Raw genomic sequence first — 23,879 nt, forward strand, 5'->3', positions numbered from 1 at the left:
TATTCCTTACTTACAGTAAACACGGATTTGACGAGGGGTATAAATACCATTAGAGAAAACGCCTAGTACAACGTTAATAAAGTTGGATTTTGTCTGGATACTGGCAACATTTTGTTGTCCTTGGCAGACTTGGGCAGCGTCAATCTCTTTTTCTTGTCCTAAGCCACTCACGAAAAACGTCTGCATTTTTTCAGCAGATGGTTTCACTGAAGCAGTTGGTGCTTCTGATGATGACACAAGATAATTTTGGGTCGCACATCCTGATGTCAGAACAGCGAGAAGTGCCACAGCAACTATTTTCTTCATACATGATCTCAATGACTGATATTTGTTTGGTGCAGATAATACTGTCAAACTAACTATATTGCAACACATTTGTAAGTCAATTTTTCATTATCTTTTACAATGGTAACTTAATAAGCATGAGTAGGATTTATCACACCGAATAATATTTACTCTTTTTATCCTATAGAATGAGTATTTTTGATAAATGTTCCAAAATACTGTTAAATATTTTATTTCGTACAAAATAGTAATAATACAGCAAGGTAATTTTACATTATCTTCGATATTTTTGATTAGGCTTGTTGGACGTTATTTGTACTATATGAACAGTTTCAGCCTTTATATATTACCTATCTATGTCATGTTGCTAGATTTCCAGTATTTTGTTGAGCTCTTTATAAGAACCAATCTCTATAAGACCATTTTTAGCACTTATGATTTCGTTTCTTATTCCCAAAAGTATCATTTTCTCCTTAAAAAACAGGCATTTGACCCTAAGAGTTTTTTTTACATAGCAGTAATAATATGACAAGCTCCTTCTTGTAAAATCCCCCTATTATTCATACTCATAGGGAGTATAAATAACGTAGGCAAGAGTATCTGTCTATCTTATAAATTGCTTAAAGGTATTAAATGTCTTATTTAATCAAGTCTTTAGTTATCACTTTATCACTACTGCTTAGTACCACTGTTTTCGCTGGCAACACCAGCTATTATGGCAGCAAGTTCCACGGGAAACGTACGGCTAGTGGTAGTATCTTCAACATGAACTCATTGACCGCTGCGCATCGCACGTTACCGTTCGGCACGAAGGTACAAGTAACCAACCAAAAGACAAAGCAGAGCGTAATCGTAAAAATCACTGATAGAGGACCTTTTATTCGAGGCCGTATTCTTGATTTGTCAAAAGCCGCTGCTGGTCAAATAAACTGTCAATTGTGCACGACGACAATGGAAATACTCTCTTATGGTGATGGTAAATACCGTAAGGAATAATGTAATAAAAAGGGAGAGCGTTAGCTCTCCCTTTTTTATGCCTGCTTATATAATCTAAAAACTGCTGAACAAACACTTAAACCTTCTAGTTGCAGTTCTCTATATAACCCCCCTCTACTTCGCAGCAGACTCTATTTCCTCTAACGTCGTCATTGATAGCAATAGTTTCTCTTCGTTATTACTATGCTGCTGTTGTAGTGCTGTTTGGTCGTTGAGTAGAACAAGCAGATCAGACTTACGACTCTCTTCATACAATGTTGTATCAGCCAGTTTTTCTTCTAGCGTCACAAGCTGGCCATCAATTTTAGCCAATAGCTTTTCTGTGTCTTCTATCTCACGGCGAATAGGAGCAGTAAGTTTGCGTTGTTCAGCCGCCAATTTACGCTGCTCTTCTTTACTTAGTGTAGGTTCAGCAGCTTTACTCTTTGATGAAGTATCAGATGCTTGACTGTTCACTTGACTGCTATTTGTTTCACGTGAAACGAATTTCTTGCTCTCTTTTTTACTTTTTTTCTTACCAGTGTTTTTATCTGATGAATTCTCTTGCTTGCGCTTTTCTGCCAGCCATTTGCCATAGTCGCCGATATCACCATCGAACTCTTCGATAATACCGTCATGTACCAAATACAGCTCATCGCAAACGTTAGCAATCAATTCACGATCATGCGAAACCAAGACCACTGCCCCTTCGAAGCCTTGTAGTGCGATGGTCAATGCTTGACGCATTTGCAAATCTAAATGGTTGGTTGGCTCATCAAGCACTAAAACGTTCGGGCGCTGCCAAACAATTAACGCTAGTGTCAAACGTGCACGTTCACCACCTGAGAACAGCTCGCTTGGGGTGTCAATACGATCACCACGGAAGTCAAAGCTACCTAAAAATGAACGTAGCATCGCATCAGACGTCTTGCCAGCTAGACGACGCAGCATCTCTATCGGTGTTGCCTTGGCATCTAAAATATCCATTTGATGCTGGTTAAAATAACCCAGTTTCAGCGTATCAGACATACGATACGTGCCTGTTAATATACCAAGCTCGCCAACCAATGCCTTAATGAGTGTAGATTTACCTGCACCATTCATACCTAGCAAGCCAAGACGTGTATCTGGCGTCACCTGTACATTGGCATTGTGCAGCAGTGGTACGTCGCTATAACCAATATCTGCTTTCGTCAGCTCAATCAGCGGTGAGCTCATATTGGCTGGCTCATAAAAACGGAACGAGAACGGGTTGTCCGCCATCATTGGTGACAATTCCGCCATACGCTCAAGCTGCTTGATACGGCTCTGGGCCTGTTTGGCTTTACTGGCTTTGGCACGGAAACGACGAATAAAGTCATCCAAATGTGCTTTGGTTGCTTCTTGCTTCTCAAACGCTTGCTGCTGCTGTGCCATACGCTCATGACGCGTGCGAATGAACTGCTGATAGTTACCCGTATAAAGCGTGATTTTTTGTTGTTCTACATGCAAAATATGACCGACCGTCGCATCCAAGAATGCTTGATCATGTGAGATAACAATCACCAGACCCATAAAAGCATTGATCCAAGTCTCTAGCCAAAGGATCGCATCCAAATCCAAATGGTTGGTCGGCTCATCGAGTAACATAAGATCAGCACGGCTCATCAAAGTTTTGGCAAGGTTTAAGCGCATACGCCAACCACCTGAAAACCCTTCTACTGGTAGCTCATGCTGATTGGTATTGAAACCCAAGCCCGCCATAATTTGCGCGGCTTTGGTTGGCGTACGATAGCCATCAATTTCATCAAATTGCTGATGCAATATACCAATCTGCTCATCACTGACGCTGCTCAAATCATTCAATGAAGCATTAATCTCATACCACTGCTCATCACCACTTAATACATAATCAATGGCCGTCTGCTTAGTCGCGCCCACTTCCTGCGCCATATGTGCCACATGCCAGCTATCAGGAATGCTCACTTCGCCCTTATCAAGGGTAACTTCCGTATCGCCCTTACCCATTCGCGTGAGTAATAAAGCGAACAGAGTAGATTTACCTGTGCCGTTATTGCCTGTTAAGCCAACCTTGTGACCCGGATGTAGCTGGAAGCTTGCACCTGCAAACAATTCACGACCATCACGGCGAACACCAACGTCTTTAAATTCGATCATATAATTTCTTCATCTCAACAGTAATATAAAAAATAAGGCAATAAAAACACACATCTGGCATGCTAACTGGCGGCTATTATTTCAAACGCTTGCCCGATAGGCAAACGATTAAATAACTATTTCAAAACTAAGTATTTATTGAAGTTAAAAGCCTTTCGCCTTATAAGCAATTATCAGGGTCACAAAGGCTTATATTGAATGCGATAAATTCGATTAGCAGCGTCACTCTTGACAAACGATTCACGACCCCCATTATGATATACTGCTAAAAGATAAGTGCCGACTGTATGCCCAAGCGTTTGGATGGCACAAACAGCTTATATTGCTCCAATAGCTTTATCCTAATAACAGCACCCAATTAAATCAAACGCCGTGCGTATCTTTATTTGCAACCATTTCATTGCAAACCCAAACAGGACGACGACCGCATTTGATCCTAGCAACTGAGGTAGATATGAACGAATCAGCCAACCAATTTAGTCCAAGCTCGAGCCAGCCAGTAGATCCAACGGTACTAAGCCTAACCGATAGTGCCGCACAAAAAGTACGTCGCCTACGTGAAGAAGAAGGTGATAGCGACCTTATGTTACGCGTCTATGTGACTGGCGGTGGCTGCTCAGGTTTCTCTTATGGCTTTAATTTTGCCAATGAGTTGAATGAAGATGATGCCAACTTTGACAATGAAGATGTGACCTTAGTGGTAGACTCACTAAGCTACCAGTATTTGCAAGGTTCTACTGTTGACTATACTGAAGGGTTAGAAGGCGCACGCTTTATCGTGACCAACCCGAATGCAACGACTACTTGTGGCTGTGGCTCTTCATTCTCAATCTAAATTAGCGGTATCCGTGAGTGTTCATTCAGATGCCCTAGTTATTGGCTATAGCGATGATAAGTAGCTTGACGTCATCTATTAAAAGCATCTATCTGCTAGGTAGGTGCTTTTTATTCACTTGGTTTTATAGCGCTTGAATGACACATTACTTAAAAACAGTGTGGCCTAAATATCCACTGATATTCAGACAGATAAGCCATTGTAAAGCTTATCGTATTTGTAATCGTCCGTGGTTTTCAAGGCAGCTTTGAGCTAAACTGACGGAATTCTTAATCCAATATTTACCTCTTTTATGGTCGAACGCTAGTCGTGTTTTGATCCTCCATAATAAATAACAATAGATGACTATTATGAGTAATTTTGCGAGTAGCTTTGTGAACTTTGAAATCCCTAACTGGTTTGACAGCAAGCATTTAGCGGGCATGTTACGCGGTATCGAAAAAGAAGGTCTGCGCGTTAGACCTGACGGATATCTGGCCCAAACACCGCACCCAGCCAAACTTGGATCAAAACTCACCCATCCATTTATCACCACCGATTATTCAGAAAGCCTGCTTGAGCTCATTACCGACCCTAAGACCTCGCCAAAAGAAACGCTAAACATGCTGCGTCAGTTGCATGTATTGGTCTATCAAGCCATGCCTGAAGGTGAGCTGATGTGGCCACTGTCGATGCCTTGCATGCTGTCATCAAAAGATGAAGACATCCCATTGGCTGATTATGGTAGCTCTAATACTGGTAAGCTCAAGACGTTATATCGTAGTGGTTTGGGCATTCGTTATGGTCGCCGTATGCAGACGATTGCTGGTTTGCATTATAACTTGTCTTTCGGTGACGGACTCTTTGACGTCTGGCAAGCGCAAACACCTACCGCGCAAGACCAAACGCCCACAGAATTCAAAAATGAAAAATACCTTGGGCTTATCCGTAACTTCAAGCGATTAACCAGTCTGGTTCTCTATCTATTGGGTGCCAGTCCAAGCGTTTGTCCTTGTTTCTTAGCGGGTCGCGAGCATGATTTAGAACTGCTAAACAACTCAACCTACTATAAGCCCACTGCCACTAGTCTGCGTATGGGCAAGCTTGGCTATACCAATAGTGTGCAAGAGCAGCTCGATATTCGTTATAACTATTTGCCAGAATATGTTGAAGGGTTGCGCCGTGCGATTCAAACACCGCATGAGAGCTTTACCAAGCTTGGATTAGAGGATGCTGAGGGCAACCCTATTCAGATCAATAATCATATTTTGCAAATAGAAAATGAATACTATAGCCCTATCCGACCGAAGCAAATCGCGATGAGTGGTGAGACGCCAACTGAAGCGCTTGAACGTCGCGGTATTGCATATGTTGAATTCCGTGCCATCGATCTTGACCCTTATAGTGATGTCGGTATTCGTCTGTCTAGTGCCTGCTTCTTAGAAGTCATGGCACTGTATTGCCTGTTCAATGACTCCCCTGATTTGCTACCTGAGGAAGAAGAATCACTAGCTATCAACCTTGAACGTGTAGTAAACGAGGGTCGCCGTGATGGTCTACACATCATCAATAACGGCGAAGAGCAATTGCTTGAGAGCTGGATGCTGACACATCTAGAGCGTATGCAGCCACTTGCCGCGTTGCTTGATGCTCATTATGGTGGCAATGATTACCGTGCAGCAGTTGCATTAATGCAAGGCAAAGCAGGACACTCTGAGTCAACCATCTCAGCACAAGTCAATTCCGATAGTCAGCGTTTGGGTAGCCTATGGCAGCTTGGCTTTACTTTGGCGCAGCAGCACCGTAACTCGTTACTGCAGCAAACGCTCAGTCCAAACACTCAAGCTAAGTATGAAGTGCTGGCAGAAAAATCGATACTTCAACAAGCAGATATCGAAAAAGCGGAAACAGAAGACTTTATGGAATTTTTGCAGCAGTACCGCTAAGTTCTGATTACCATTTAACATTTATAGCTGACTATTTTATAAGAGTAATTGCCCAATGCTAAAGCTAGCCACCTACCGCTCTTTGCAAGTGTTTTTGGTCATTATGACCGTAATCGGTATGAGTTTTGCGCTGTTTTTTCTACAGCGTCATTTGGGGCTTTTACCGTGCCCACTTTGTATTTTTCAACGTGTTGGCCTAATTGTCATGGGCAGTTTTGCTCTGATATCGGCAGTATTTAATCCAAAGTCTAAAGGCATGAGACTGCTATTGTGGCTCGGTAGCCTGATAGGCATTGGCTGGTCTACAGCAGTCGCAGTACGCCATGTCTGGTTACAGCACTTACCTGCCGATTTGGTTCCATCTTGTGGCCCAGGTCTAAATTATTGGATAGACACCCTACCTGTGTTGCAAGTATTCAAAGAAGTTTTCGCCGGCTCTGGTGAATGTGCTGAAATTGCTTGGACCTTTATAGGATTAAGTATCCCTGAGCAGTCTTTGATTCTATTTAGCGTGCTATTATTGGTACATGTGCTGATATTATGGCGTATCTTACGACCTGTCACCCCTATCCACACCGCTTAATAACTGCTTAACGAGTACATAAATTCCATACTTTTTTACGCTACCATCCTTCATCTAGATAGATATACAGGCAATATGACTTGATATCTATCTAGATGAAAACTGCTTTACCACTAAAGCGCTGCTGACCTGAAAACCACCTCTACTATACCTTCTTTTCTAAAGCTCTCATTGCTTAAACAACACTCCCCTTTAAGTACCCCATAACAAAAATTCTACAGAGATATCTTCAATCTTTGGTATCTTGACCCTGCTTATTTTGTTTTCTTATTGGTTGATATGACTGAGATAGCTTTTACTCTGACGTTTGTTTTTGGCTAATATTCCGTCTGCTTCGTATCATATCTTTTGGCAACAAAACCTCAAATAATGCTCTTTCAACGCTTATATTTCCCACTATCTTGCATTTTTGACGATAGAATCACATTGCTCATAGTATGGGTAATCTGCAGAAATATTATTTAAAAACTGTTTTTGGTGTGACCATGATATATTTTGCGCCTGTTTGCTCTATTACATTAACTGTCATCAGACGCTATGGCCGTTTTTTTCTGGCACTACCTTTTTGCGTAGTCCTTATCAGCTGTGACAATGCTTCGTCTAATACTGATCAGGGTATGGTAAATGAAGTTATCCCTGTTGATGGCTCAGCGTCAGCTGACCTTACAAATAGCTTGTCAGACAATAGTGACGGGTTACAAGGCTCTGATAGTGATAGTGAGCAAGATAACGCAGAAGGCCAATCGCTGATTGCTGCTGCACAACCGAGCAATGAGTCTAACGCCTACCAAACACAAACAGATTCAAAATCACATAGCAGCGCATTACAAGCGACGCTAATGGGTGATTATGGTGGTATGGTGCCTTGTTTATCTTGTGATAATATCGATGTCACACTAAACTTATTCGCTGATGGCTCAGTACTCAAGACCAGTGTTTACAATAGTCCTGAGACGCCACGTTCACCGCTTTTTGAGTCTGGCATCTATCGTCAAGATAATAATAAGATTACGATTGTCTACCAACAAAAACAGATTGAGACCTATAGTATTCAAGACAATCATCTTATATTGATGGACGAAAACAAGAGTCCTAATAATGACTATACCTTGTCACGTAAATAAGACAGTAGACAGATCGTCAGATACCAACAAGTTCGAATAAATAAACACCTAAGCCACTACACAAAACAACGCCTACTTTTAAGGCGTTTTTTATTGGTCATCTAATAGTGTTTACTTTACAATGAGTGGCTGTTTACCCTGTTGATACTTTGATGACTTCTTGCTCATTCTGCAATAAAGGTCATTGGTACGGATAATATGTAGGCGGGGTTCGACCTATAATAATCAGCTGTCTATTCTGCTGATATTACAAACAACTTTACGTTTTCATTCTTTCAATTTACGCTCATACGGAACGTCTATGCACATTCATATTCTTGGTATTTGTGGTACTTTTATGGGCTCGTTGGCCTTACTAGCGCGAGAACTTGGGCACACCGTCACTGGCTCTGATGCCAATGTGTATCCGCCTATGTCCACCCAATTAGAAAATGCAGGCGTCACTATTGAAGCAGGCTACCTGATAGAACATTTGCAGCCAGCACCAGACTTGGTCGTCGTCGGTAATGCGATGAAGCGCGGCATGGACGTGATCGAATATATGTTGGATACCGGACTACGCTATACGTCGGGGCCACAGTTTTTATCTGAGGAAGTGTTGCAATCGCGCCACGTGATAGCAGTAGCAGGCACTCATGGCAAGACCACAACGACTACCATGCTCGCTTGGATATTGCACTATGCTGGTATCGATACTGGGTTTTTGATTGGTGGCGTACCATTAGTCGATACAACGGATGAGCGTCTACAGCAAGTCTTTGCGCACAGCAGTTATTTGGGCGCAGAAAGGGCGAGTGAGGATAGCTCAGATACTGGCTATTTTGTCATTGAAGCCGATGAGTATGACTCTGCATTTTTTGATAAGCGTTCAAAGTTTGTGCATTATCGCCCGCGTACTGCCATTCTAAATAATCTTGAGTTTGATCATGCTGATATCTTTGCGGATCTCAATGCGATTCAGACTCAATTTCATCACATGGTGCGTATGATTCCAAGCACTGGTAAAATCATCATGCCAGCAGCGACCGCCAGTTTAGAAGATACGTTGGCGAAAGGCGTTTGGACACCTGTTTGGCGCACATCAGTGGTTGATAAGAGCGCCGCTGACAACCTTGTAAATGATAGCGACTGGCAAGCTGAGCTTATTAGCGAAGATGGTAGCCAATTTAAAGTAAGATTCAGCGAAGACCTTGATTCTACCGCCACCGTCAATTGGGCAATGAGCGGCATCCATAATGTTAATAATGCATTAGTTGCGGTAGCTGCAGCTTACAATGTGGGTGTCAGCGTCTCTACTGCTTGTGCTGCTTTGTCTGCTTTTGCTGGTATCAAGCGTCGCATGGAGCTGATCGGTGATGTAAATGATATCTTAGTATTCGATGATTTTGCCCACCATCCAACCGCCATTACCACGACGTTAGATGGTGCCAAAAAGAAGCTGTCTGATAGACGTATCTGGGCCATTATCGAACCGCGCAGCAATACGATGAAAATGGGCATTCATCAAGATAGCCTAGCCGAATCAGCTGCACTCGCAGACCATACGCTGTGGTATGAGCCTACAGGCCTTGAATGGGGTCTAAGAGAAGTCATCGAACTCGCTAATGCTGCAAATCCGAATATGGGCAACCAACAAGTACTGTCTAGTACTGACGCTATCATTGAGCATATCGGCACGCATGCTCAAGCAGGTGATGCGATTGTCATCATGTCTAATGGCGGCTTTGAAGGGATTCATCAACGTCTATTAACGGCTCTACGTAATCAATAACTGAGCTGAACGCCCTCTTATTAGAGCTAAAGTATGGCATCGTTATTGACGAGCCACGCTTTTTTTCTTAATCATTCACTCTTAGATGGTGTATTAGTATATTTAATAGGCATCTATTATAGCTAACGTTTTCGATGTCACTACCTTTATAAACTTTCACTTACCTACTTTGCATTCATATTAGCAAATCGGTCTGTTTTCTCACATAGATTATACACTGGTAACATTTCATGCTTAGCTTTGCTCAGATACGATGATTACAATGTATTTATCAAAATGAGAAATTACTATAAATGATAATAACTTAGGAGAATACTATGGGTTTTATTTGGATGATTATTGTAGGACTAGTCGCAGGTTTATTGGCGCGAGCTATCAAGCCAGGCAATGATCCTATGGGTTGGATAATGACTATTGTATTAGGTATCGTCGGTGCTTTGGTTGGTGGTTTATTAGCCAACCTAGTCGGTATCAATGCCGATGGTGGATTCACTGGGCTAATATTCTCGGTCATCGGTGCCATCATACTACTGTTTGTGTATGAGATGATTACCAACAAACGCGGCGCATAGTTGATCGCAGTATTAATTGTAATGCAATAATGATGATATAAAGAGAAGGCCTTGCTGATCGCGAGGCCTTTTCGTTTGTCATACGACAAACTCTCACCTTCGTTATTTGGTCTTAGGAAGAGGTGATAATTGCGGGAAAGTATTGATAAACATTACTTTTGCCCCCATTTATCTTATAATACCAACCCTATTTTATCCTTATCATTGAGGTAAGCGTTATGACTTTACTCCCTATCTTAAATTATCCAGATCCACGCCTGCGCACACTTGCCAAGCCTGTCAAAGAAGTGACTGCTGAAATAAAAACCTTAATCGCCGACATGATTGAGACAATGTATGACGCCCAAGGTATTGGTTTGGCTGCCAGCCAAGTGGATCGCCATATTCAACTTATCGTCATGGATTTATCAGAAGATAAAGATAGCCCTAGAGTTTTTATTAACCCTAAAGTGACGCCACTGGTAGAAGAGAAGCAGCCGTATGAAGAAGGTTGTTTGTCAGTTCCTGAGGTTTATGATAGCGTTGAACGTCCAAACAAAGTACGTATTGAAGCCTTGGACGAAAATGGTGAAAAAATTGACGAAGAAGTAGAAGGCTTACTCGCGGTATGTATCCAACATGAAATGGATCACTTAAATGGCGTTATATTCGTCGATTATTTATCACGTCTAAAACAGACTCGCGCGCGCGATAAAGTACGTAAAGTCGTCAAAATACGTGAAAAGCAAGGCGAACAAACCGCTGAGCCACAGCCTACCAACTCTTAATGATTCATCATATAAATTGATTGTCATATAAACCAGTTGTCACATCAGCTAAGTATTACTAATGGCTCGATGGCAATATTATGATACTCGTTCTACCCTATAACATGTGCTGTCTATACTAAAGGTTCCCTACCATGACCATGATCAAAATTGACCAATATTTTGACCCTGCCAACTGGCAGAAATTCACCAAAGCTGCTGAAGGTCGTGAGACACCGTTTTTGATGGTGGACCTTAGCCGTATTAAGACCAAGTATCATGAAATGGTTGGGTTTTTTCCTAATGCTAAAATCCATTATGCCATGAAGGCCAGCCCTGCTGTTCAGGTCATCAACCTACTGGCTGATCTGGGTTCAAACTTTGATTGTGCATCAATTTATGAGCTTGACCGTGTGCTTGATTGCGGTGTTGAGCCATCACGTATCTCTTATGGCAATACGATTAAAAAAGCGGATCATGTCAAATATGCCTTTGAGAAAGGCGTCGATCTATATGCAACTGATTCAGAAGCTGATTTAAAAAATATCGCGAAGCATGCGCCCGGTTCTAAGGTATTCGTTCGTATTTTAGTTCAGGGTTCAGAGACTGCTGAATGGCCGCTGTCACGTAAATTCGGTTGTCACCCTAATATGGCGATTGAGCTATTGATTCAGGCTCGCGATCTAGGCTTGGTACCTTATGGTATCTCGTTCCATGTAGGCAGTCAGCAAAAAGACGTTGCCGCTTGGGACGATGCATTAGCTAAGGTCAAATATATGTTTGACTGGATGAAAAATGAAGAAGACATCAAGCTACAAATGATCAATTTGGGCGGTGGTTTCCCAGCCAACTATATCAGCGAAGTAAACCCTATCAAAGTTTACGCGGAAGAGATTACACGTTATCTAACAGATGACTACAACGAAGAGGACATGCCTGAGATTATTCTTGAGCCAGGCCGTTCATTGGTTGGCGGTTCGGGCGTTCTAGTCAGCGACATCGTTTTGATTTCTCGTAAATCTCATACTGATTTAACCCGTTGGGTCTATACGGATGTGGGTCTATTCCAAGGCTTAATTGAAACCTTAGGTGAAGCCATCAAATACCCTATCTATACGCCTAAGATGGAGACATCAACCAGCGAAGGTACTGTGGTATTGGCCGGTCCAACGTGTGACTCAACTGATATCATGTATGAAGAAGCGGGTTATCAGTTACCAGAAGAGTTAGAAATTGGCGATAAAATCTATTGGCTAACCACTGGTGCTTACACCAATTCTTACTCATCAGTTGAATTCAATGGTTTCCCGCCATTAGAAGTCATTTATATTGATTAGCTTTATATATATAAATAGTCATCCATAAAAAAGCGCGGTACTGTTCATTACAGTGCCGCGCTTTTTTGTGTTTGGCAGTATCATCGATAACTGGCTACTGTACCAAGAGTGAAATGGGCACACTATTATTACTACTGGCTGCCTGATTACCGCCATAGCTGGTACTTTGATTTTGACTGTTTTGAGAAATTTCTCCGATAGTCACCCACTGTCCACGAGGCACGATAATCGTACTGTTCAGACTTTGACCTTGAATAGCATTATTAACAGAATCGCTTCGATTATAAGGCGAATTAGATCGCACCAGTTTTTCTTCCACTTGAGACAGCTGTACTTCGACTTGGCCAGTAGGCAGCAGTCTTGGTGTTACTGCAATTCCCTGTGTCGTTGGTAGCAGTACTTGCTGCTGAATAATAATCTGCGGCCTTAGATTATAGTTATTTGCATAGCGATTGCTACTATAAGCCTGAGTTAGAGAGTAGAGCGTGCCAGTACTAATACTTGCTGCGCTGCCAGATAAAGTTTTTATTTGGTATGAATTACTGCCCTGCTGCTGACTGTTACTTTGATTAATGATACCTGACCCTTGGATACCACGATTGGTAATAATGACCTGACTTTGTTGGATACTATTCTGAGCGCTGCTATCATTGCCGACGCGTACTGAGACGGTCAAGGCTTGCGGCTGACCATCAATCTGAGTCAATAGCTGTTGCACTGCCTGATAGTTAGCCGCTGTGGTGTTCAGTACTAATTTGTCTTGATAAGTTGTGACTGTACCGCCGTCACGACTGCTGTCCAACTGCTGACGCACCGCAGGTAGTAATGTGTCACCGCCATAGGTATGAATAACATAGGTGTCATAAGTCATAGCCTGTGCAACGATAGGCAAAGCTACCAGACTGGTCGCCAAGACTGTTTGAGCTGCGTAGCCAATATTTTTACTAGCAGTAATAGCACTGCTAAGCACCTTTATCAAACTCTGTCTAAACGTATTCATGTTTGGCTCCTAGCAGCGACTCATCATTCATTGAGATTTAATCAAACGAGACTAAAAAATTAATCATTCAATTATTAGGGCGTGTCCTCAATTCAATCGATAGTTATCTAAATGGATTAAAAATGGCTAAATCTTGCCAAACGGCGTCAAATAGCTGACTAATATCTCGATATTATCTGCGCTATTTTCCTTGTTTGACTGCGATTTATCTCATTTTTATCACCATTTTTAAAATAAGGACACGCCCTAATCATTTAACCCTAACACGTCTTGCATATTGTACTGCCCTACTTCTTGCTGAATAATCCAAGTCGCGGCGCGCACAGCACCAGCGGCAAACGTCATGCGCGCACGGGCACGATGGGTAATCTCGACTACCTCGCCGTCAGCGATAAACATCACGGTGTGATCTCCGATGATTTCACCACCACGAATCGCATGGATACCAATCGTACCTGCTTCGCGTTCGCCCGTTTGTCCTTCTCGGCCGTAAACAGCGACGTCTTTTAGGTTCTGTCCACGTGCTTCTGCGACAGCTTCTGCCATCATATAAGCAGTACCTGATGGCGCATCAATCTTGTGCTTATGATGTGCTTCGATGACTTCTACATCTGCGTCATTGCCAAATGCTTTTGCTGCCATCCCTAGTAATTTCAATGACAGATTCACGCCTGTTGAGTAGTTACCTGCATAAACAATCGCAATCTGCTCACTCGCTTTTGCCAATACTTGCTCTTGCTGCTCGTTGAATCCTGTCGTACCGATGACCATCGCAACATTATGCTCAGCACAAATTTGCATATTTTTTTCAGTCGCATCAGGTAAGCTAAAATCAATCAGCACGTCAATGTCGTCTACGACTGCCTTTAGATCATCGACAATCTGCACATCTAAGCGCCCGATAGCAGCCACTTCACCCGCATCAGCACCTACTAGACTCGATCCTTGACGCTCGATCGCTGCGCTCAATGTCGTTTGCGTGTTATCTTTTACCGCTTCGATAAGCATACGGCCCATACGACCACCCGCTCCAATGACACCGACTTTGATGGTTTGTTCTTTTACTTGTTGACTCATATCTTTGTCCTAAATGCTTTGTTTTTAGTAAAGGCGTTTTAAAATACTATTTATCGTAAGTTTAGCAAATATCCCCACTTGAGTGGCTTTTTATACACTCAGCAAAAAGCCCAACAGTTTCACGTGAAACTGTTGGGCTCTGGATAATGTCATTATTCAGTTAAGTAAATCTATCAGTCAAATAACTCGCCAATCTTTTTGAAGAATGACTTTTTATGTGGTGACTGTTGATGCTTGCTATCACCATCTAATGTATCTTGGAATTCACGTAACAAGTCTTTTTGCTCACGCGTTAGATTGACTGGCGTCTCGATGACAACGCGGCAAATCAAATCGCCTTTCATGGTCGTACGAACTGGCGTCACGCCTTTGCCACGGACACGTAGCAACTTACCACTTTGCGTGCCTTCAGCAACCTTGATTTTTACTTTACCATCTAACGTTGGGATTTCGACTTCTTTACCCAATGCCGCATCAGTGATACTCACTGGCACATCCATATAGAGATCAGCGCCTTGACGCGTGAAGACGTTGTGCTGTTTAACACGTACTTCGACGTATAGGTCGCCATTTTGGACACCAGCACCGCCCGCTTCACCTTCGCCTGCTAGACGAACACGGTCGCCATCATCGACACCCGCTGGGATAGACACTTCGAGCGTACGTGATTTGTCTTTGACACCATTACCATGACAGTCAGAGCATGGGTTTTTGATTTGCTTGCCAGTGCCGCCGCAATGTGGGCAGGCCTGCTGAACAGCAAAGAAACCCTGCTGCATACGGACTTGACCTTGACCATGACACGTTTGACAAGTCACAACGTCAGAGGCATTTTTTGCGCCTTTGCCATCACAAGTGTCGCAAGGTGCAGGTGCTGTAAAGCTGATTTCTTTTTTACAGCCACGTACCGCTTCTTCTAGTGTCAGCTCAATGACGTAACGCAAATCAGAACCACGGCGTGAACGCCCGCCACCGCCGCCACGCTGCTGACCGAAGATATCACCGAAGTTGCCGAAGATATCACCAAAGATATCTTGGAAGTTACCGCCACCGCCGCCGCCAAAGCCACCGCCGCCCATGCCGTTTTCAAACGCTGAATGACCCATGCGATCGTAGGCTGAGCGTTTTTCTTCGCTGCTCAGTACTTCATACGCCATTGATGCTTCTTTGAACTTGTCTTCAGCATCAGGGTCGTCAGAGTTACGGTCTGGATGGTATTTCATGGCCAGCTTGCGGTAAGCTCGCTTAATTTCCTTGCTATCAGCGGTCTTACTGACACCTAATATTTCATAAAAATCACGCTTACTCATGGGCTCTCCTATCGTCTTTACAGTCCACCGGCCGGTCGATTCAGTAACCCTTATCAATCATTATATTATTGCTACTCGTCTTCTCACTTAAAAGTTTCACATGAAACACAATGAATAGTAAAGAAAAAGAGATGATAATGTTAAGAATCTTACAAGCGAATACGGCGGGATGCTGCTTAGCCAAATCAATTATTAAAAGTTTGCGCTATTTATGGAGATGGCATAATGATTTATCAAGCTCTCAGGGATGGAAAGTATCGTTTAAGAGTATTTCGCCACTACAAAAAGGTTTTATTAAGGAACGAACAAAGGTTTTCATACCTTAATACAATTGAGCCGTGCTAGTATTTATCGCCAAGTTTATAGCCATTTATCTTAAAATTACATAGCCATTTATCTTAAAATTACTAAGTTTGCGACAAGGTATCGTTTTTTATGAAGAAGCTGATTGTTTTATTAATCATCATCGTAGTCGCCGTCTATGCAGGCTCGCCTTATTATAGTGCGTATCAGCTCAAAAATGCCTACGATGACAAAGACGGTGCCACTATTGCAGCGGCCATTGACTATGACCAAGTACGACCTAGTGTGCAAAACCAATTGACCAGTCAATTTACGGCGACGATGACCCAATATCCGTTAGTGTCTCAGCTAGGCGGTGAGCCTTTGACCGAGGCTGCCAATAGTTTTATCGCAAAAGCTGTTGATGGTGCCATCACTCCGCAGAATATTGAAAAAGTTATTAACACTCAGGGTCAGGCTAATACAGCAACCAAAGAGTTGGCAGCGGCGTGGGCTATCGCGAGTAATCAGGTCAATCTGAAAAATTTGATTCAAAACCTCATTATCCAGCGTGGTGATGTCGATGCGGTGGTCAAAAGCCAAATGCAAGAAATCATGGCAAAACAAGCCGCTGAACTTGAGAAGCAAGTGGCTCAAGGCTCTGATAGTGACAAACCTAAACTGAGTTATTGCGGCATTAATTGCTTCACTATCAGCGGACAAGTTAAAGGCTACCCACTCACCATAGAGATGCAACGTGAGGGTCTGATTGACTGGAAAATCGTCGATATCGTATTGCCATAACATAAAATGCTGCGGTTGCGACTTTTGCGCTATCGCTAATTATCTATAAAAAAAGCACCTATTATAATCTGTTATAAAATAGTCACAGCGCGAACCTCGCTAGGAGTATCACCTATATTCTTAGCAAGATTGCTTTGGCTGTTTTTTGAATCAACGAAGGCGTGTTATCAATTAGATTGTGGGCTTAAAATGAGAAAAATTTAGCCATTTTAAGCCCACTAAACGTATTAATGTGCTAGTTGATGATACGCCCTACATCAAACCAATTTATAAGTGAGCGTACGATGCACACTCAAACAATCTCTCCAATGACAGATACAGTAACAGCGACTCAGCCTAATGACTCGCTTACCACGCCAGCGCCTAACTCTCTACCACCAATCACGATACTAGATGGCGGTATGGGACGTGAACTTGAGCGACGCGGCGCTCCTTTTCGCCAACCTGAATGGTCAGCACTGTCATTGAGCCTAGCGCCAGATAGTGTTCGTGATGTCCATTTAGACTACATAAAAGCGGGTGCGACTGTTATCACCGTCAACAGCTATGCGGTCACTCCTTACCATCTGGGAGACAGCTTTTTTAGTGAGGGTGAACAGCTCATCAGAACTGCGGCGCAGCTCGCATTTGAAGCCGTACAAGCAAGCGAAAAGCAGAATAGCTCAGTAAGCGTACAAATCGCTGGCTGCTTGCCGCCACTATTTGGCTCTTATCGTCCAGATTTATTTGACTCCACGCAAGCCCCTACAATTGCGCATCCATTGTTGTCTGCACAGGTAGATTATGTGGATATGTGGCTAGTAGAGACGCAAAGTAGTATCGTTGAAGCACAAACGTGGCATCAGCTAATTACGGAATTCACAGCGGCTCAAAAAGAAGCTATATCTAAAAAGGAAATCGCATCTAAACCTATTTGGATCGCATTTACACTAGATGACAGTCAGTTAGATATTGCTGCCGATGATATTAATAGCAGTGCTGATTCCAATCGTGCTGTGAGCACACCGACGTTGCGCTCCGGTGAATCAGTAGCCGAAGCCGTACAGGCTATGATGGCATTGAATGTCGATGCCGTACTATTTAACTGTAGTCAGCCTGAAGTCATGAATGCAGCATTGCAAACTGCGAAAGATCTGATTGATAAAGCAGCGCACCCTATGCAACTGGGCGTCTATGCCAATGCTTTTGTCTCAGAGCAAGTCCATAAACAAGCCAATGCACAACTGCGCGATATGCGTGAGGACACCACACCTGAGCATTACCTAACGTGGGCAGAGCTCTGGCAAGACTCAGGTGCAAATATCATTGGCGGTTGCTGCGGGATTGGCGTCGAACATATCGAACGACTCGCGCAGCACCTATAGTCAGAGAACTATTAAACTGCTACGGTGTTAGTCTCGCTTAGTCTACGCCCAAAAACTCTAAGAATTCAGGGCTTTCAAAGCTGGCTTGATAGAGTACACCATCCTCACGGTAAATAGCAGGCGTCGCCATCACGGCCAGACCAGCTGCTTTTTCACGGTTCGGCGTTATATGATCGGTGTTACAGCTCGCTGGTGCAGGCGTCATCTGACCCGCTAGCATTGCTTTGTCAAAAGCTTTGCGACGACTGCTTTCATCAGCTTGACACCAGATACCACGCATTTGCGTAGGTGATGCCTCGTATATCGGATAGCCGATTACGTTGACAGTTACACCTTTTGTATTGAGCATTGGTATCTGTTGATGCAATCGGCGGCAGTACGGACAATTCACATCATCAGCCACATAGATGACAGCACGTTCTTTGCTAGTCGCAGGATAGGTAATCAGTTGGCTCTTATCCAACGTCGCAAATACAGACTGGTTTTTCAGTGATTCAAACGCTTCGTCAAGCCCAATAAACTGGCCATTTTCGATGACAGATATCTCACCATCGGTGATGTACTGCGCATCATCTGATAATAAAAAAGGTACGCCTTCTAACGTCGCCCCCCAAATAACACCAGGTACGGCCGTATAGAAAAATGGTGTTTTAGCACTCATGTTTTTCAGCGCTGCCATATTTGCTAGCATGTCAGATTTGACGCTAGCAGTGACAGGTTTACCTATCTCTGCACTTGTGCTGCGTGCTGGTGTTTTGGTCACTACCCGCTTGCTTGGATTCTTTTGTAGCTCACCTTGGATGACATATCTGCCATCTTCAGTAATATGCAAAGGCAACTGCCCAGCCAAATTGACCTGATACATATTTGGTAAGTTGGAAGGCACAATAGAAGTGATTTGCGTTTTGATACCTGCCTGAGTTAGCAATTGGCGTAAGCGACTGTCAACAGATTTACTTACTGTGCCAGTACCTTGAGGGCTTTGAGCACTTTGACTGATATTCTTGCTGGTAGCATCATTGGCACTAGGCTCAGCACATGCAGTCGTTGCCAACAGTATGGTACTGATTAGACCAGCAGATTTTAATACGGATAATTTCACAGAGACAGTCCTATCTGATTTGTAATAATGACAGTATTTAATAACAATAGTGTTTAATAGCGATGGTTTTTAATAACCACATTGTTCATGCCTGCCACGTGGTATAACAAGTACCACATAATGTAAATATAGAGATTAAAGAGGTGATGAGACTTTAGCACAAGGACAATGGTTGCAAAGTATTAAAGGCTCAATTTTGCAAAATTGCTACCTAGCTTTAAGAGATAGGCAACACATACTGCCCTGAAAATGAACGAAAAAAAGCAGCACACTGTTTAGTTGCTGCTCATTTTAGACAATATGTTTACGAGTTATTTTAAAGCGAAATCATCTCAAATCGAAACTATCTCAAATCGAAAAAAAGTAACGACTTAAAACTTAGCAACTTCTTCTGGTGTTAAGAAACGACTGTCGCCTTTCTCCAACCCTTCTAGATTGATATGACCAATACTGGCACGATGTAGCTCAGTCACTCGATTGCCAAAGTAGCCCATCATACGTTTGACTTGATGATATTTGCCTTGCTCTAACGTCAGGCGCGCATGTGTTGCATCGATGAACTCAAGAACCGCAGGTTTGGTTTCTTCGTGATCGCCTTCTAACAAGATACCTTCCGCTACTTCTTTGACTGCATTGGCCTGAGCATCGTTATCCATTGCATCAGCTAGGGTCAGCTCATATGTTTTTGCATGCTCGTGCTTAGGACTGGTCACACGATGTAGCCAACCACCGTCATCACTGATCAGCAGCGCACCAGTGGTATCGACATCGAGGCGACCAGCAATGCGTAAGCTACCAAGCTCTGGAACTGAAATCAGCTCAGTAACGATTGGGTATTCTTTGGCCTTTAGCGTACATTCAAAACCTTCAGGTTTATGAAGCAAGATATAACGATTGCCCGCTGCTACCGAGAGTGGTTCACCGCCCCACATCACTTCGTCATTGACGATATCGACATGCAAACCGGGATCTTTGACGACCTGCTCGTTCACCATAATCTCACCTGCGTGCATGATTTTTTTGGATTCTTTACGTGACAGCTCAGTGGCTTTACTAATAAATTTATCTAGACGCATACTATTTACTACCATCCATTTTATGATACCTACTCTACCTCGGTATATTCAGTTCTATCTAAATTAGAGAGGATATCAGGCTGGTGTCGTCTACTGTTTGTAGTCCTTTCACTTGCCGTTCTTGTCTCTAAATTATCTTGAACCGACTATAGCAGCAACGCAGGCACTCACATTGAGCTTGCATCGCTATCTTCACGGGTAAGAAGTGGTACTATAATAAAAATTAAATAAACACTGTGCCAAATATGGACGACAGTGAAAGTAAGACAAGTTTACCATATCCAACCTAGACCTGATGAAATATGAGCTATCAAACGCTAAAACGTACCGTCACTGCTCGCTTAGAAATCAAAAAATCTGAGTTTATTGCTTATGCTTATCCCGTAGCGTCACGCGAGGACGCAATGTTTCACGTGGAACAGCTACGAGAAAAGTATCCCGATGCCCGTCACCACTGCTGGGCTTATATCATTGGCGATCCAAATAACACCACCAGTGCTGGCTTTGATGATGATGGTGAGCCAAATGGCACGGCGGGACGTCCGATATTAAATGTCTTACAGCACAAATCTATCGGTAATGTCATTATCATCGTGGTGCGTTATTTCGGTGGTATTAAGTTAGGCGCAGGTGGTCTGACCCGTGCGTATGCAGGTTCAGCGCAAGCGGCCGTCGACCAGATGACATTAAGCCCTTATGTCCCAATGGCACAAGTACAGATATTGGCAGAGTTTGCCACCGAAGCCCAATGTCGTTACGTCGTCGATAGCCTGAACGGCAGCATCGATGACGTCGCTTATAGTAAGCAAGTGACACTGATTGTGACGCTAGCTGAGGCCGATATTGACAGTTTAAAAGAGCGCTTGGCTATGGATGGGCGGGTGTTGGATATGCCTTGAATGATGAATAATATACGATGTTAATTGACCGCTTTTCAGCATTTACTTTCGAATGACTGTTTTTAAGCGTCTACTTTGCAGTGGTTGTTTTAAGTAGCTGTTTTAAGTGCCTGATATTGAGTAGCTGATATTGAATAGCTAACATTGAGTATCCATGCGTTCACTGAAAAGCATTGGTTTTGGCCATTGCCATCGGTATGATAAGCCATTGCTTTTTAACAATAATTAAATAAGAGCCATTTATGTCTGTTTCAAAATCGAACAAGCCGTTCTCTCCAGCCCCTTTTAAACCGCCATTTTGGCTAACCAATCCACATTTGCAGAGCATCTTGCCCAAGTTCTTTGCACCCAAAGCACCGACGTATCGCCGCGTGGTAATGCAAGATTCCTTAAGTGAAACCGATATTGCTTACGACTTTTATGATGCGCATCCTGTAGAGGCATCAAAAGATGGTGAGCTTGAGCAAACGCCATTGATTGTGCTATTTCATGGTATGGAAGGCAGTAGCGATAGCCATTATGCTCGCGCACTCGCATATCAAATGCATGCGCAAGGCTGGCATTTTGTGGTAGTACACTTTCGTAGTTGTGGCGGTATTCCAGCTAATGGTCGAGTTTTTTATAATGCGGGTGATACTGCCGAGGTGCATCACGCGCTACAGAACTTACGTGCGCAGTATGCCAATATCTATGCGGCTGGCGTGTCACTCGGTGGTAATGCACTAGCGAAGTACATGGGCGAGTATGGTGACGAAGCTATCTGCAAAGGCGCTGCGGTCATCTCTGCTCCCGTTGATATGTCGTCAGCGGCCATTACCATGCACAGCTTTTTGAGTCATCGTATCTATACGCCTTATTTGCTGAATCCAATTATCAAAAAAGCGTTGGCGAACGATATTACCAAAGAGGAAATTGATGCTATCAAAGCCGTCAATCGTATTAGCGATTTCGATGACATCTTCACCGCCCCGCGTCATGGCTACCGCTCTAACAATCACTATTATCAATCTTCTTCTGCCCTACCTTATTTGATCAACGTAACCAAGCCTCTACTATTAATTAGTGCAAAGGACGATCCTTTCATTGGCTTTACCGCGACGCCAAACGATGTTTCTGATAGCGTCACTATCTTGGATACGGAACACGGTGGTCATATCGGTTATCTGCGTTATCATTCAGACAGTCATCCAGAGAATGGCACAGACAGCTCTTCAGTAAACTGTCAATCTACTGCTGATAAATCTAACGTTAAGCAATCTGGAACTAATGGTAAAAAAGCAAAAACCTCAAAGTTCGATATCAACTGGATACCCGAAACCGTCAGTGCTTATTTTAATCATATTGGCGTAGCTTCTATTAAAGAACCTTATCAAGATGCGGTCTCTGGCAATAAATAATCATTGCCATAGATGACAAAATAATAACGCCAACGTTTATAAACTTTTGAGAGTGTTCTATGTATCCATTTATCCGCTACGCCAGCACCATCGCTCATGCCGCCCTAAAAGCAAAACGAGGCGATACATTGACATTCAAGGACACCAGTGAGATTCAATTTCGCTGCCGCTTATCTGATATCGATAACTTTTTGGAGATGAATAACGGCCGCGTATTCACGCTGTATGATTTGGGGCGTATGGATTTTGCGGTACGGACTGGGCTTGGCAAGCAACTGTTAAAACAGCGTTGGGGTTTGGTCATCGCGGGCAGCACCATCCAATACCGTAAGCGTATTCGCGCCTTTCAAAAAGTCACGCTAAAGACCAAAATCGTCGGTATCGATGCGCGCTGGCTCTATATCGAGCAATCAATGTGGGTCAAGGGACAGCCCTGCTCATCTGCGCTACTGCGTACGGGCGTGACAAAGGGTGGCAGAGTGATTGACACAGCACAAGTACTGGCAGCATTGGGGCAGTCTGAGTGGGATCTACCGCCAACTGGCTACGTCGCCGAATGGATAGAGAGTGATGCCGACCGCCCATGGCCACCAACAGAGTAGTGGCTAGAAATTCTAACTTAAAACAACTCTTATTAAGCGTTTATTGAAAGCACGTCACAAACAAGCCACCTTATGGCTACTATTGCATAACAATACATTATATAAATAAATATATTAAATGTTAGGATGGTAGTGAGTTTGACACTCAACAAAATACTATCTAATTAAAAATAGTCTCATAAGGAAAATAATATGATTAATAATACGGATTACGTTGGTACGCTATTCGACAATAGCGAATCGAATCCAAGCAAAATCACCTTGGCTTTTACCATGGCTGGTGTGGCACTCAAAAAAGGACACTCTGCCTCAGTGATATTGATGGTAGATGCCGTGCATTTGGCATTGCCCAACGCGTTGGCAAAAGTAGATATCGGTGCGCCGTTTGAACCTGCTGGCGAGTTATTAGAAGCCTTTATTGAAAAAGGCGGTCAAGTCTTGGTCTGTAGTGCATGTATGAAGCATAACGGTATCGGAGAGTCAGCCATCGATAAGCGCTTTACGGTCATCAGTGGTGATGACGTGGTTGAGCTGTTGATGAATGCGAAAGGGTCATTGCAGTTGAGTTAATAATAAAACTTAAAAAGCAAAGTTATAAGAATGGGTCAGTTTTCTTAATCATCATTTTGGATGGTTCGGAGGCTGGCTTTTTTTTG

At 43.2% G+C, this 23,879-nt stretch carries 22 protein-coding genes; 15 read left to right on the forward strand and 7 right to left on the reverse strand.

Annotation, left to right across the window (positions count from 1 at the left end; all coding sequences use genetic code 11):
* Nucleotides 1-6: 6 nt before the first annotated feature.
* The gene (locus ACZW67_RS04910; RefSeq protein ID WP_465182363.1) at nucleotides 7-306 is read right to left on the reverse strand and encodes a Bor family protein; all 300 of its coding nucleotides are present in this window, start codon (nucleotides 304-306) and stop codon (nucleotides 7-9) included.
* 612 nt (nucleotides 307-918) lie between these two features.
* Here ACZW67_RS04910 and ACZW67_RS04915 point away from each other — a divergent pair.
* Nucleotides 919-1,281 carry a septal ring lytic transglycosylase RlpA family protein gene (locus ACZW67_RS04915; protein ID WP_110922100.1) on the forward strand — a complete coding sequence of 121 codons (363 nt, stop codon included), beginning with the start codon at nucleotides 919-921 and terminating at the stop codon, nucleotides 1,279-1,281.
* Between the two features lie 114 nt (nucleotides 1,282-1,395).
* Here the strand turns inward: ACZW67_RS04915 and ACZW67_RS04920 are convergent, their stop codons facing one another.
* Entirely contained in the window at nucleotides 1,396-3,417 is a 2,022-nt protein-coding gene (locus ACZW67_RS04920) for an ABC-F family ATP-binding cassette domain-containing protein (protein WP_465182364.1), read from the reverse strand.
* Nucleotides 3,418-3,871: 454 nt separating this feature from the next.
* Here ACZW67_RS04920 and erpA point away from each other — a divergent pair, with 454 nt between their 5' ends.
* The 8 genes from erpA to ACZW67_RS04960 all read left to right on the forward strand — a co-directional run bounded on the left by erpA (nucleotide 3,872) and on the right by ACZW67_RS04960 (nucleotide 12,310).
* Nucleotides 3,872-4,252: an iron-sulfur cluster insertion protein ErpA gene (gene erpA / locus ACZW67_RS04925; RefSeq protein ID WP_110922102.1), complete on the forward strand. Its 381-nt coding sequence runs from the start codon at nucleotides 3,872-3,874 to the stop codon at nucleotides 4,250-4,252.
* 350 nt (nucleotides 4,253-4,602) lie between these two features.
* On the forward strand, nucleotides 4,603-6,177 hold the full coding sequence (gene gshA / locus ACZW67_RS04930) for a glutamate--cysteine ligase (protein WP_465182365.1): 1,575 nt from the start codon (nucleotides 4,603-4,605) through the stop codon (nucleotides 6,175-6,177).
* Between the two features lie 55 nt (nucleotides 6,178-6,232).
* Nucleotides 6,233-6,760, forward strand: coding sequence for a disulfide bond formation protein B (locus tag ACZW67_RS04935; protein ID WP_465182366.1), 528 nt, complete (start codon nucleotides 6,233-6,235; stop codon nucleotides 6,758-6,760).
* A 485-nt stretch (nucleotides 6,761-7,245) separates the two neighbouring features.
* The gene (locus tag ACZW67_RS04940) at nucleotides 7,246-7,884 is read left to right on the forward strand and encodes a copper resistance protein NlpE N-terminal domain-containing protein (RefSeq protein WP_465182367.1); all 639 of its coding nucleotides are present in this window, start codon (nucleotides 7,246-7,248) and stop codon (nucleotides 7,882-7,884) included.
* Nucleotides 7,885-8,185: 301 nt separating this feature from the next.
* Nucleotides 8,186-9,655: a UDP-N-acetylmuramate:L-alanyl-gamma-D-glutamyl-meso-diaminopimelate ligase gene (mpl, locus tag ACZW67_RS04945; protein ID WP_465182368.1), complete on the forward strand. Its 1,470-nt coding sequence runs from the start codon at nucleotides 8,186-8,188 to the stop codon at nucleotides 9,653-9,655.
* 317 nt (nucleotides 9,656-9,972) lie between these two features.
* On the forward strand, nucleotides 9,973-10,227 hold the full coding sequence (locus ACZW67_RS04950) for a GlsB/YeaQ/YmgE family stress response membrane protein (protein WP_465182369.1): 255 nt from the start codon (nucleotides 9,973-9,975) through the stop codon (nucleotides 10,225-10,227).
* 218 nt (nucleotides 10,228-10,445) lie between these two features.
* Nucleotides 10,446-10,994, forward strand: a complete 549-nt coding sequence (gene def / locus ACZW67_RS04955) for a peptide deformylase (RefSeq protein ID WP_465182370.1) — start codon at nucleotides 10,446-10,448, stop codon at nucleotides 10,992-10,994.
* A 140-nt stretch (nucleotides 10,995-11,134) separates the two neighbouring features.
* Entirely contained in the window at nucleotides 11,135-12,310 is a 1,176-nt protein-coding gene (locus tag ACZW67_RS04960) for a type III PLP-dependent enzyme (protein WP_465182382.1), read from the forward strand.
* Nucleotides 12,311-12,404: 94 nt separating this feature from the next.
* Here ACZW67_RS04960 and ACZW67_RS04965 read toward each other — a convergent pair whose 3' ends face one another.
* From ACZW67_RS04965 to dnaJ, 3 genes are all read right to left on the reverse strand, one after another.
* On the reverse strand, nucleotides 12,405-13,310 hold the full coding sequence (locus ACZW67_RS04965) for a hypothetical protein (protein WP_465182371.1): 906 nt from the start codon (nucleotides 13,308-13,310) through the stop codon (nucleotides 12,405-12,407).
* A gap of 246 nt (nucleotides 13,311-13,556) precedes the next feature.
* Complete coding sequence (gene dapB / locus ACZW67_RS04970; RefSeq protein ID WP_197128529.1) at nucleotides 13,557-14,387, reverse strand: 4-hydroxy-tetrahydrodipicolinate reductase; 831 nt, start codon at nucleotides 14,385-14,387, stop codon at nucleotides 13,557-13,559.
* Nucleotides 14,388-14,560: 173 nt separating this feature from the next.
* On the reverse strand, nucleotides 14,561-15,697 hold the full coding sequence (gene dnaJ / locus ACZW67_RS04975; RefSeq protein ID WP_465182372.1) for a molecular chaperone DnaJ: 1,137 nt from the start codon (nucleotides 15,695-15,697) through the stop codon (nucleotides 14,561-14,563).
* A 435-nt stretch (nucleotides 15,698-16,132) separates the two neighbouring features.
* Here dnaJ and ACZW67_RS04980 point away from each other — a divergent pair, with 435 nt between their 5' ends.
* Nucleotides 16,133-16,783, forward strand: coding sequence for a DUF2939 domain-containing protein (locus ACZW67_RS04980; protein ID WP_465182373.1), 651 nt, complete (start codon nucleotides 16,133-16,135; stop codon nucleotides 16,781-16,783).
* A 284-nt stretch (nucleotides 16,784-17,067) separates the two neighbouring features.
* Entirely contained in the window at nucleotides 17,068-18,147 is a 1,080-nt protein-coding gene (locus tag ACZW67_RS04985; RefSeq protein WP_465182374.1) for a homocysteine S-methyltransferase family protein, read from the forward strand.
* 37 nt (nucleotides 18,148-18,184) lie between these two features.
* On the opposite strand, the gene ACZW67_RS04990 is transcribed toward ACZW67_RS04985, so the two are convergent.
* Both ACZW67_RS04990 and ACZW67_RS04995 read right to left on the reverse strand, forming a co-directional pair.
* Nucleotides 18,185-19,249 carry a disulfide isomerase DsbC N-terminal domain-containing protein gene (locus ACZW67_RS04990; RefSeq protein WP_465182375.1) on the reverse strand — a complete coding sequence of 355 codons (1,065 nt, stop codon included), beginning with the start codon at nucleotides 19,247-19,249 and terminating at the stop codon, nucleotides 18,185-18,187.
* 371 nt (nucleotides 19,250-19,620) lie between these two features.
* On the reverse strand, nucleotides 19,621-20,325 hold the full coding sequence (locus ACZW67_RS04995; RefSeq protein WP_465182376.1) for a pseudouridine synthase: 705 nt from the start codon (nucleotides 20,323-20,325) through the stop codon (nucleotides 19,621-19,623).
* Nucleotides 20,326-20,627: 302 nt separating this feature from the next.
* Between ACZW67_RS04995 and ACZW67_RS05000 the strand changes: the two genes are divergently transcribed.
* The 4 genes from ACZW67_RS05000 to ACZW67_RS05015 all read left to right on the forward strand — a co-directional run bounded on the left by ACZW67_RS05000 (nucleotide 20,628) and on the right by ACZW67_RS05015 (nucleotide 23,793).
* The gene (locus tag ACZW67_RS05000) at nucleotides 20,628-21,224 is read left to right on the forward strand and encodes a YigZ family protein (RefSeq protein WP_465182377.1); all 597 of its coding nucleotides are present in this window, start codon (nucleotides 20,628-20,630) and stop codon (nucleotides 21,222-21,224) included.
* A 242-nt stretch (nucleotides 21,225-21,466) separates the two neighbouring features.
* The gene (locus ACZW67_RS05005) at nucleotides 21,467-22,621 is read left to right on the forward strand and encodes a YheT family hydrolase (protein ID WP_465182378.1); all 1,155 of its coding nucleotides are present in this window, start codon (nucleotides 21,467-21,469) and stop codon (nucleotides 22,619-22,621) included.
* A 59-nt stretch (nucleotides 22,622-22,680) separates the two neighbouring features.
* Nucleotides 22,681-23,223, forward strand: a complete 543-nt coding sequence (locus ACZW67_RS05010) for an acyl-CoA thioesterase (RefSeq protein WP_465182379.1) — start codon at nucleotides 22,681-22,683, stop codon at nucleotides 23,221-23,223.
* Between the two features lie 192 nt (nucleotides 23,224-23,415).
* On the forward strand, nucleotides 23,416-23,793 hold the full coding sequence (locus tag ACZW67_RS05015) for a DsrE family protein (RefSeq protein ID WP_197099517.1): 378 nt from the start codon (nucleotides 23,416-23,418) through the stop codon (nucleotides 23,791-23,793).
* Nucleotides 23,794-23,879: the final 86 nt, after the last annotated feature.

This window comes from Psychrobacter sp. TPE 89C, from assembly GCF_055522395.1.

Coding starts and splice junctions, on each gene's coding strand:
- ACZW67_RS04910 (WP_465182363.1), bottom strand. CDS start 306: ATGAAGAAAATAGTTGCTGTGGCACTTCTCGCTGTTCTGACATCAGGA.
- ACZW67_RS04915 (WP_110922100.1), top strand. CDS start 919: ATGTCTTATTTAATCAAGTCTTTAGTTATCACTTTATCACTACTGCTT.
- ACZW67_RS04920 (WP_465182364.1), bottom strand. CDS start 3,417: ATGATCGAATTTAAAGACGTTGGTGTTCGCCGTGATGGTCGTGAATTG.
- erpA (WP_110922102.1), top strand. CDS start 3,872: ATGAACGAATCAGCCAACCAATTTAGTCCAAGCTCGAGCCAGCCAGTA.
- gshA (WP_465182365.1), top strand. CDS start 4,603: ATGAGTAATTTTGCGAGTAGCTTTGTGAACTTTGAAATCCCTAACTGG.
- ACZW67_RS04935 (WP_465182366.1), top strand. CDS start 6,233: ATGCTAAAGCTAGCCACCTACCGCTCTTTGCAAGTGTTTTTGGTCATT.
- ACZW67_RS04940 (WP_465182367.1), top strand. CDS start 7,246: ATGATATATTTTGCGCCTGTTTGCTCTATTACATTAACTGTCATCAGA.
- mpl (WP_465182368.1), top strand. CDS start 8,186: ATGCACATTCATATTCTTGGTATTTGTGGTACTTTTATGGGCTCGTTG.
- ACZW67_RS04950 (WP_465182369.1), top strand. CDS start 9,973: ATGGGTTTTATTTGGATGATTATTGTAGGACTAGTCGCAGGTTTATTG.
- def (WP_465182370.1), top strand. CDS start 10,446: ATGACTTTACTCCCTATCTTAAATTATCCAGATCCACGCCTGCGCACA.
- ACZW67_RS04960 (WP_465182382.1), top strand. CDS start 11,135: ATGATCAAAATTGACCAATATTTTGACCCTGCCAACTGGCAGAAATTC.
- ACZW67_RS04965 (WP_465182371.1), bottom strand. CDS start 13,310: ATGAATACGTTTAGACAGAGTTTGATAAAGGTGCTTAGCAGTGCTATT.
- dapB (WP_197128529.1), bottom strand. CDS start 14,387: ATGAGTCAACAAGTAAAAGAACAAACCATCAAAGTCGGTGTCATTGGA.
- dnaJ (WP_465182372.1), bottom strand. CDS start 15,697: ATGAGTAAGCGTGATTTTTATGAAATATTAGGTGTCAGTAAGACCGCT.
- ACZW67_RS04980 (WP_465182373.1), top strand. CDS start 16,133: ATGAAGAAGCTGATTGTTTTATTAATCATCATCGTAGTCGCCGTCTAT.
- ACZW67_RS04985 (WP_465182374.1), top strand. CDS start 17,068: ATGCACACTCAAACAATCTCTCCAATGACAGATACAGTAACAGCGACT.
- ACZW67_RS04995 (WP_465182376.1), bottom strand. CDS start 20,325: ATGCGTCTAGATAAATTTATTAGTAAAGCCACTGAGCTGTCACGTAAA.
- ACZW67_RS05000 (WP_465182377.1), top strand. CDS start 20,628: ATGAGCTATCAAACGCTAAAACGTACCGTCACTGCTCGCTTAGAAATC.
- ACZW67_RS05005 (WP_465182378.1), top strand. CDS start 21,467: ATGTCTGTTTCAAAATCGAACAAGCCGTTCTCTCCAGCCCCTTTTAAA.
- ACZW67_RS05010 (WP_465182379.1), top strand. CDS start 22,681: ATGTATCCATTTATCCGCTACGCCAGCACCATCGCTCATGCCGCCCTA.
- ACZW67_RS05015 (WP_197099517.1), top strand. CDS start 23,416: ATGATTAATAATACGGATTACGTTGGTACGCTATTCGACAATAGCGAA.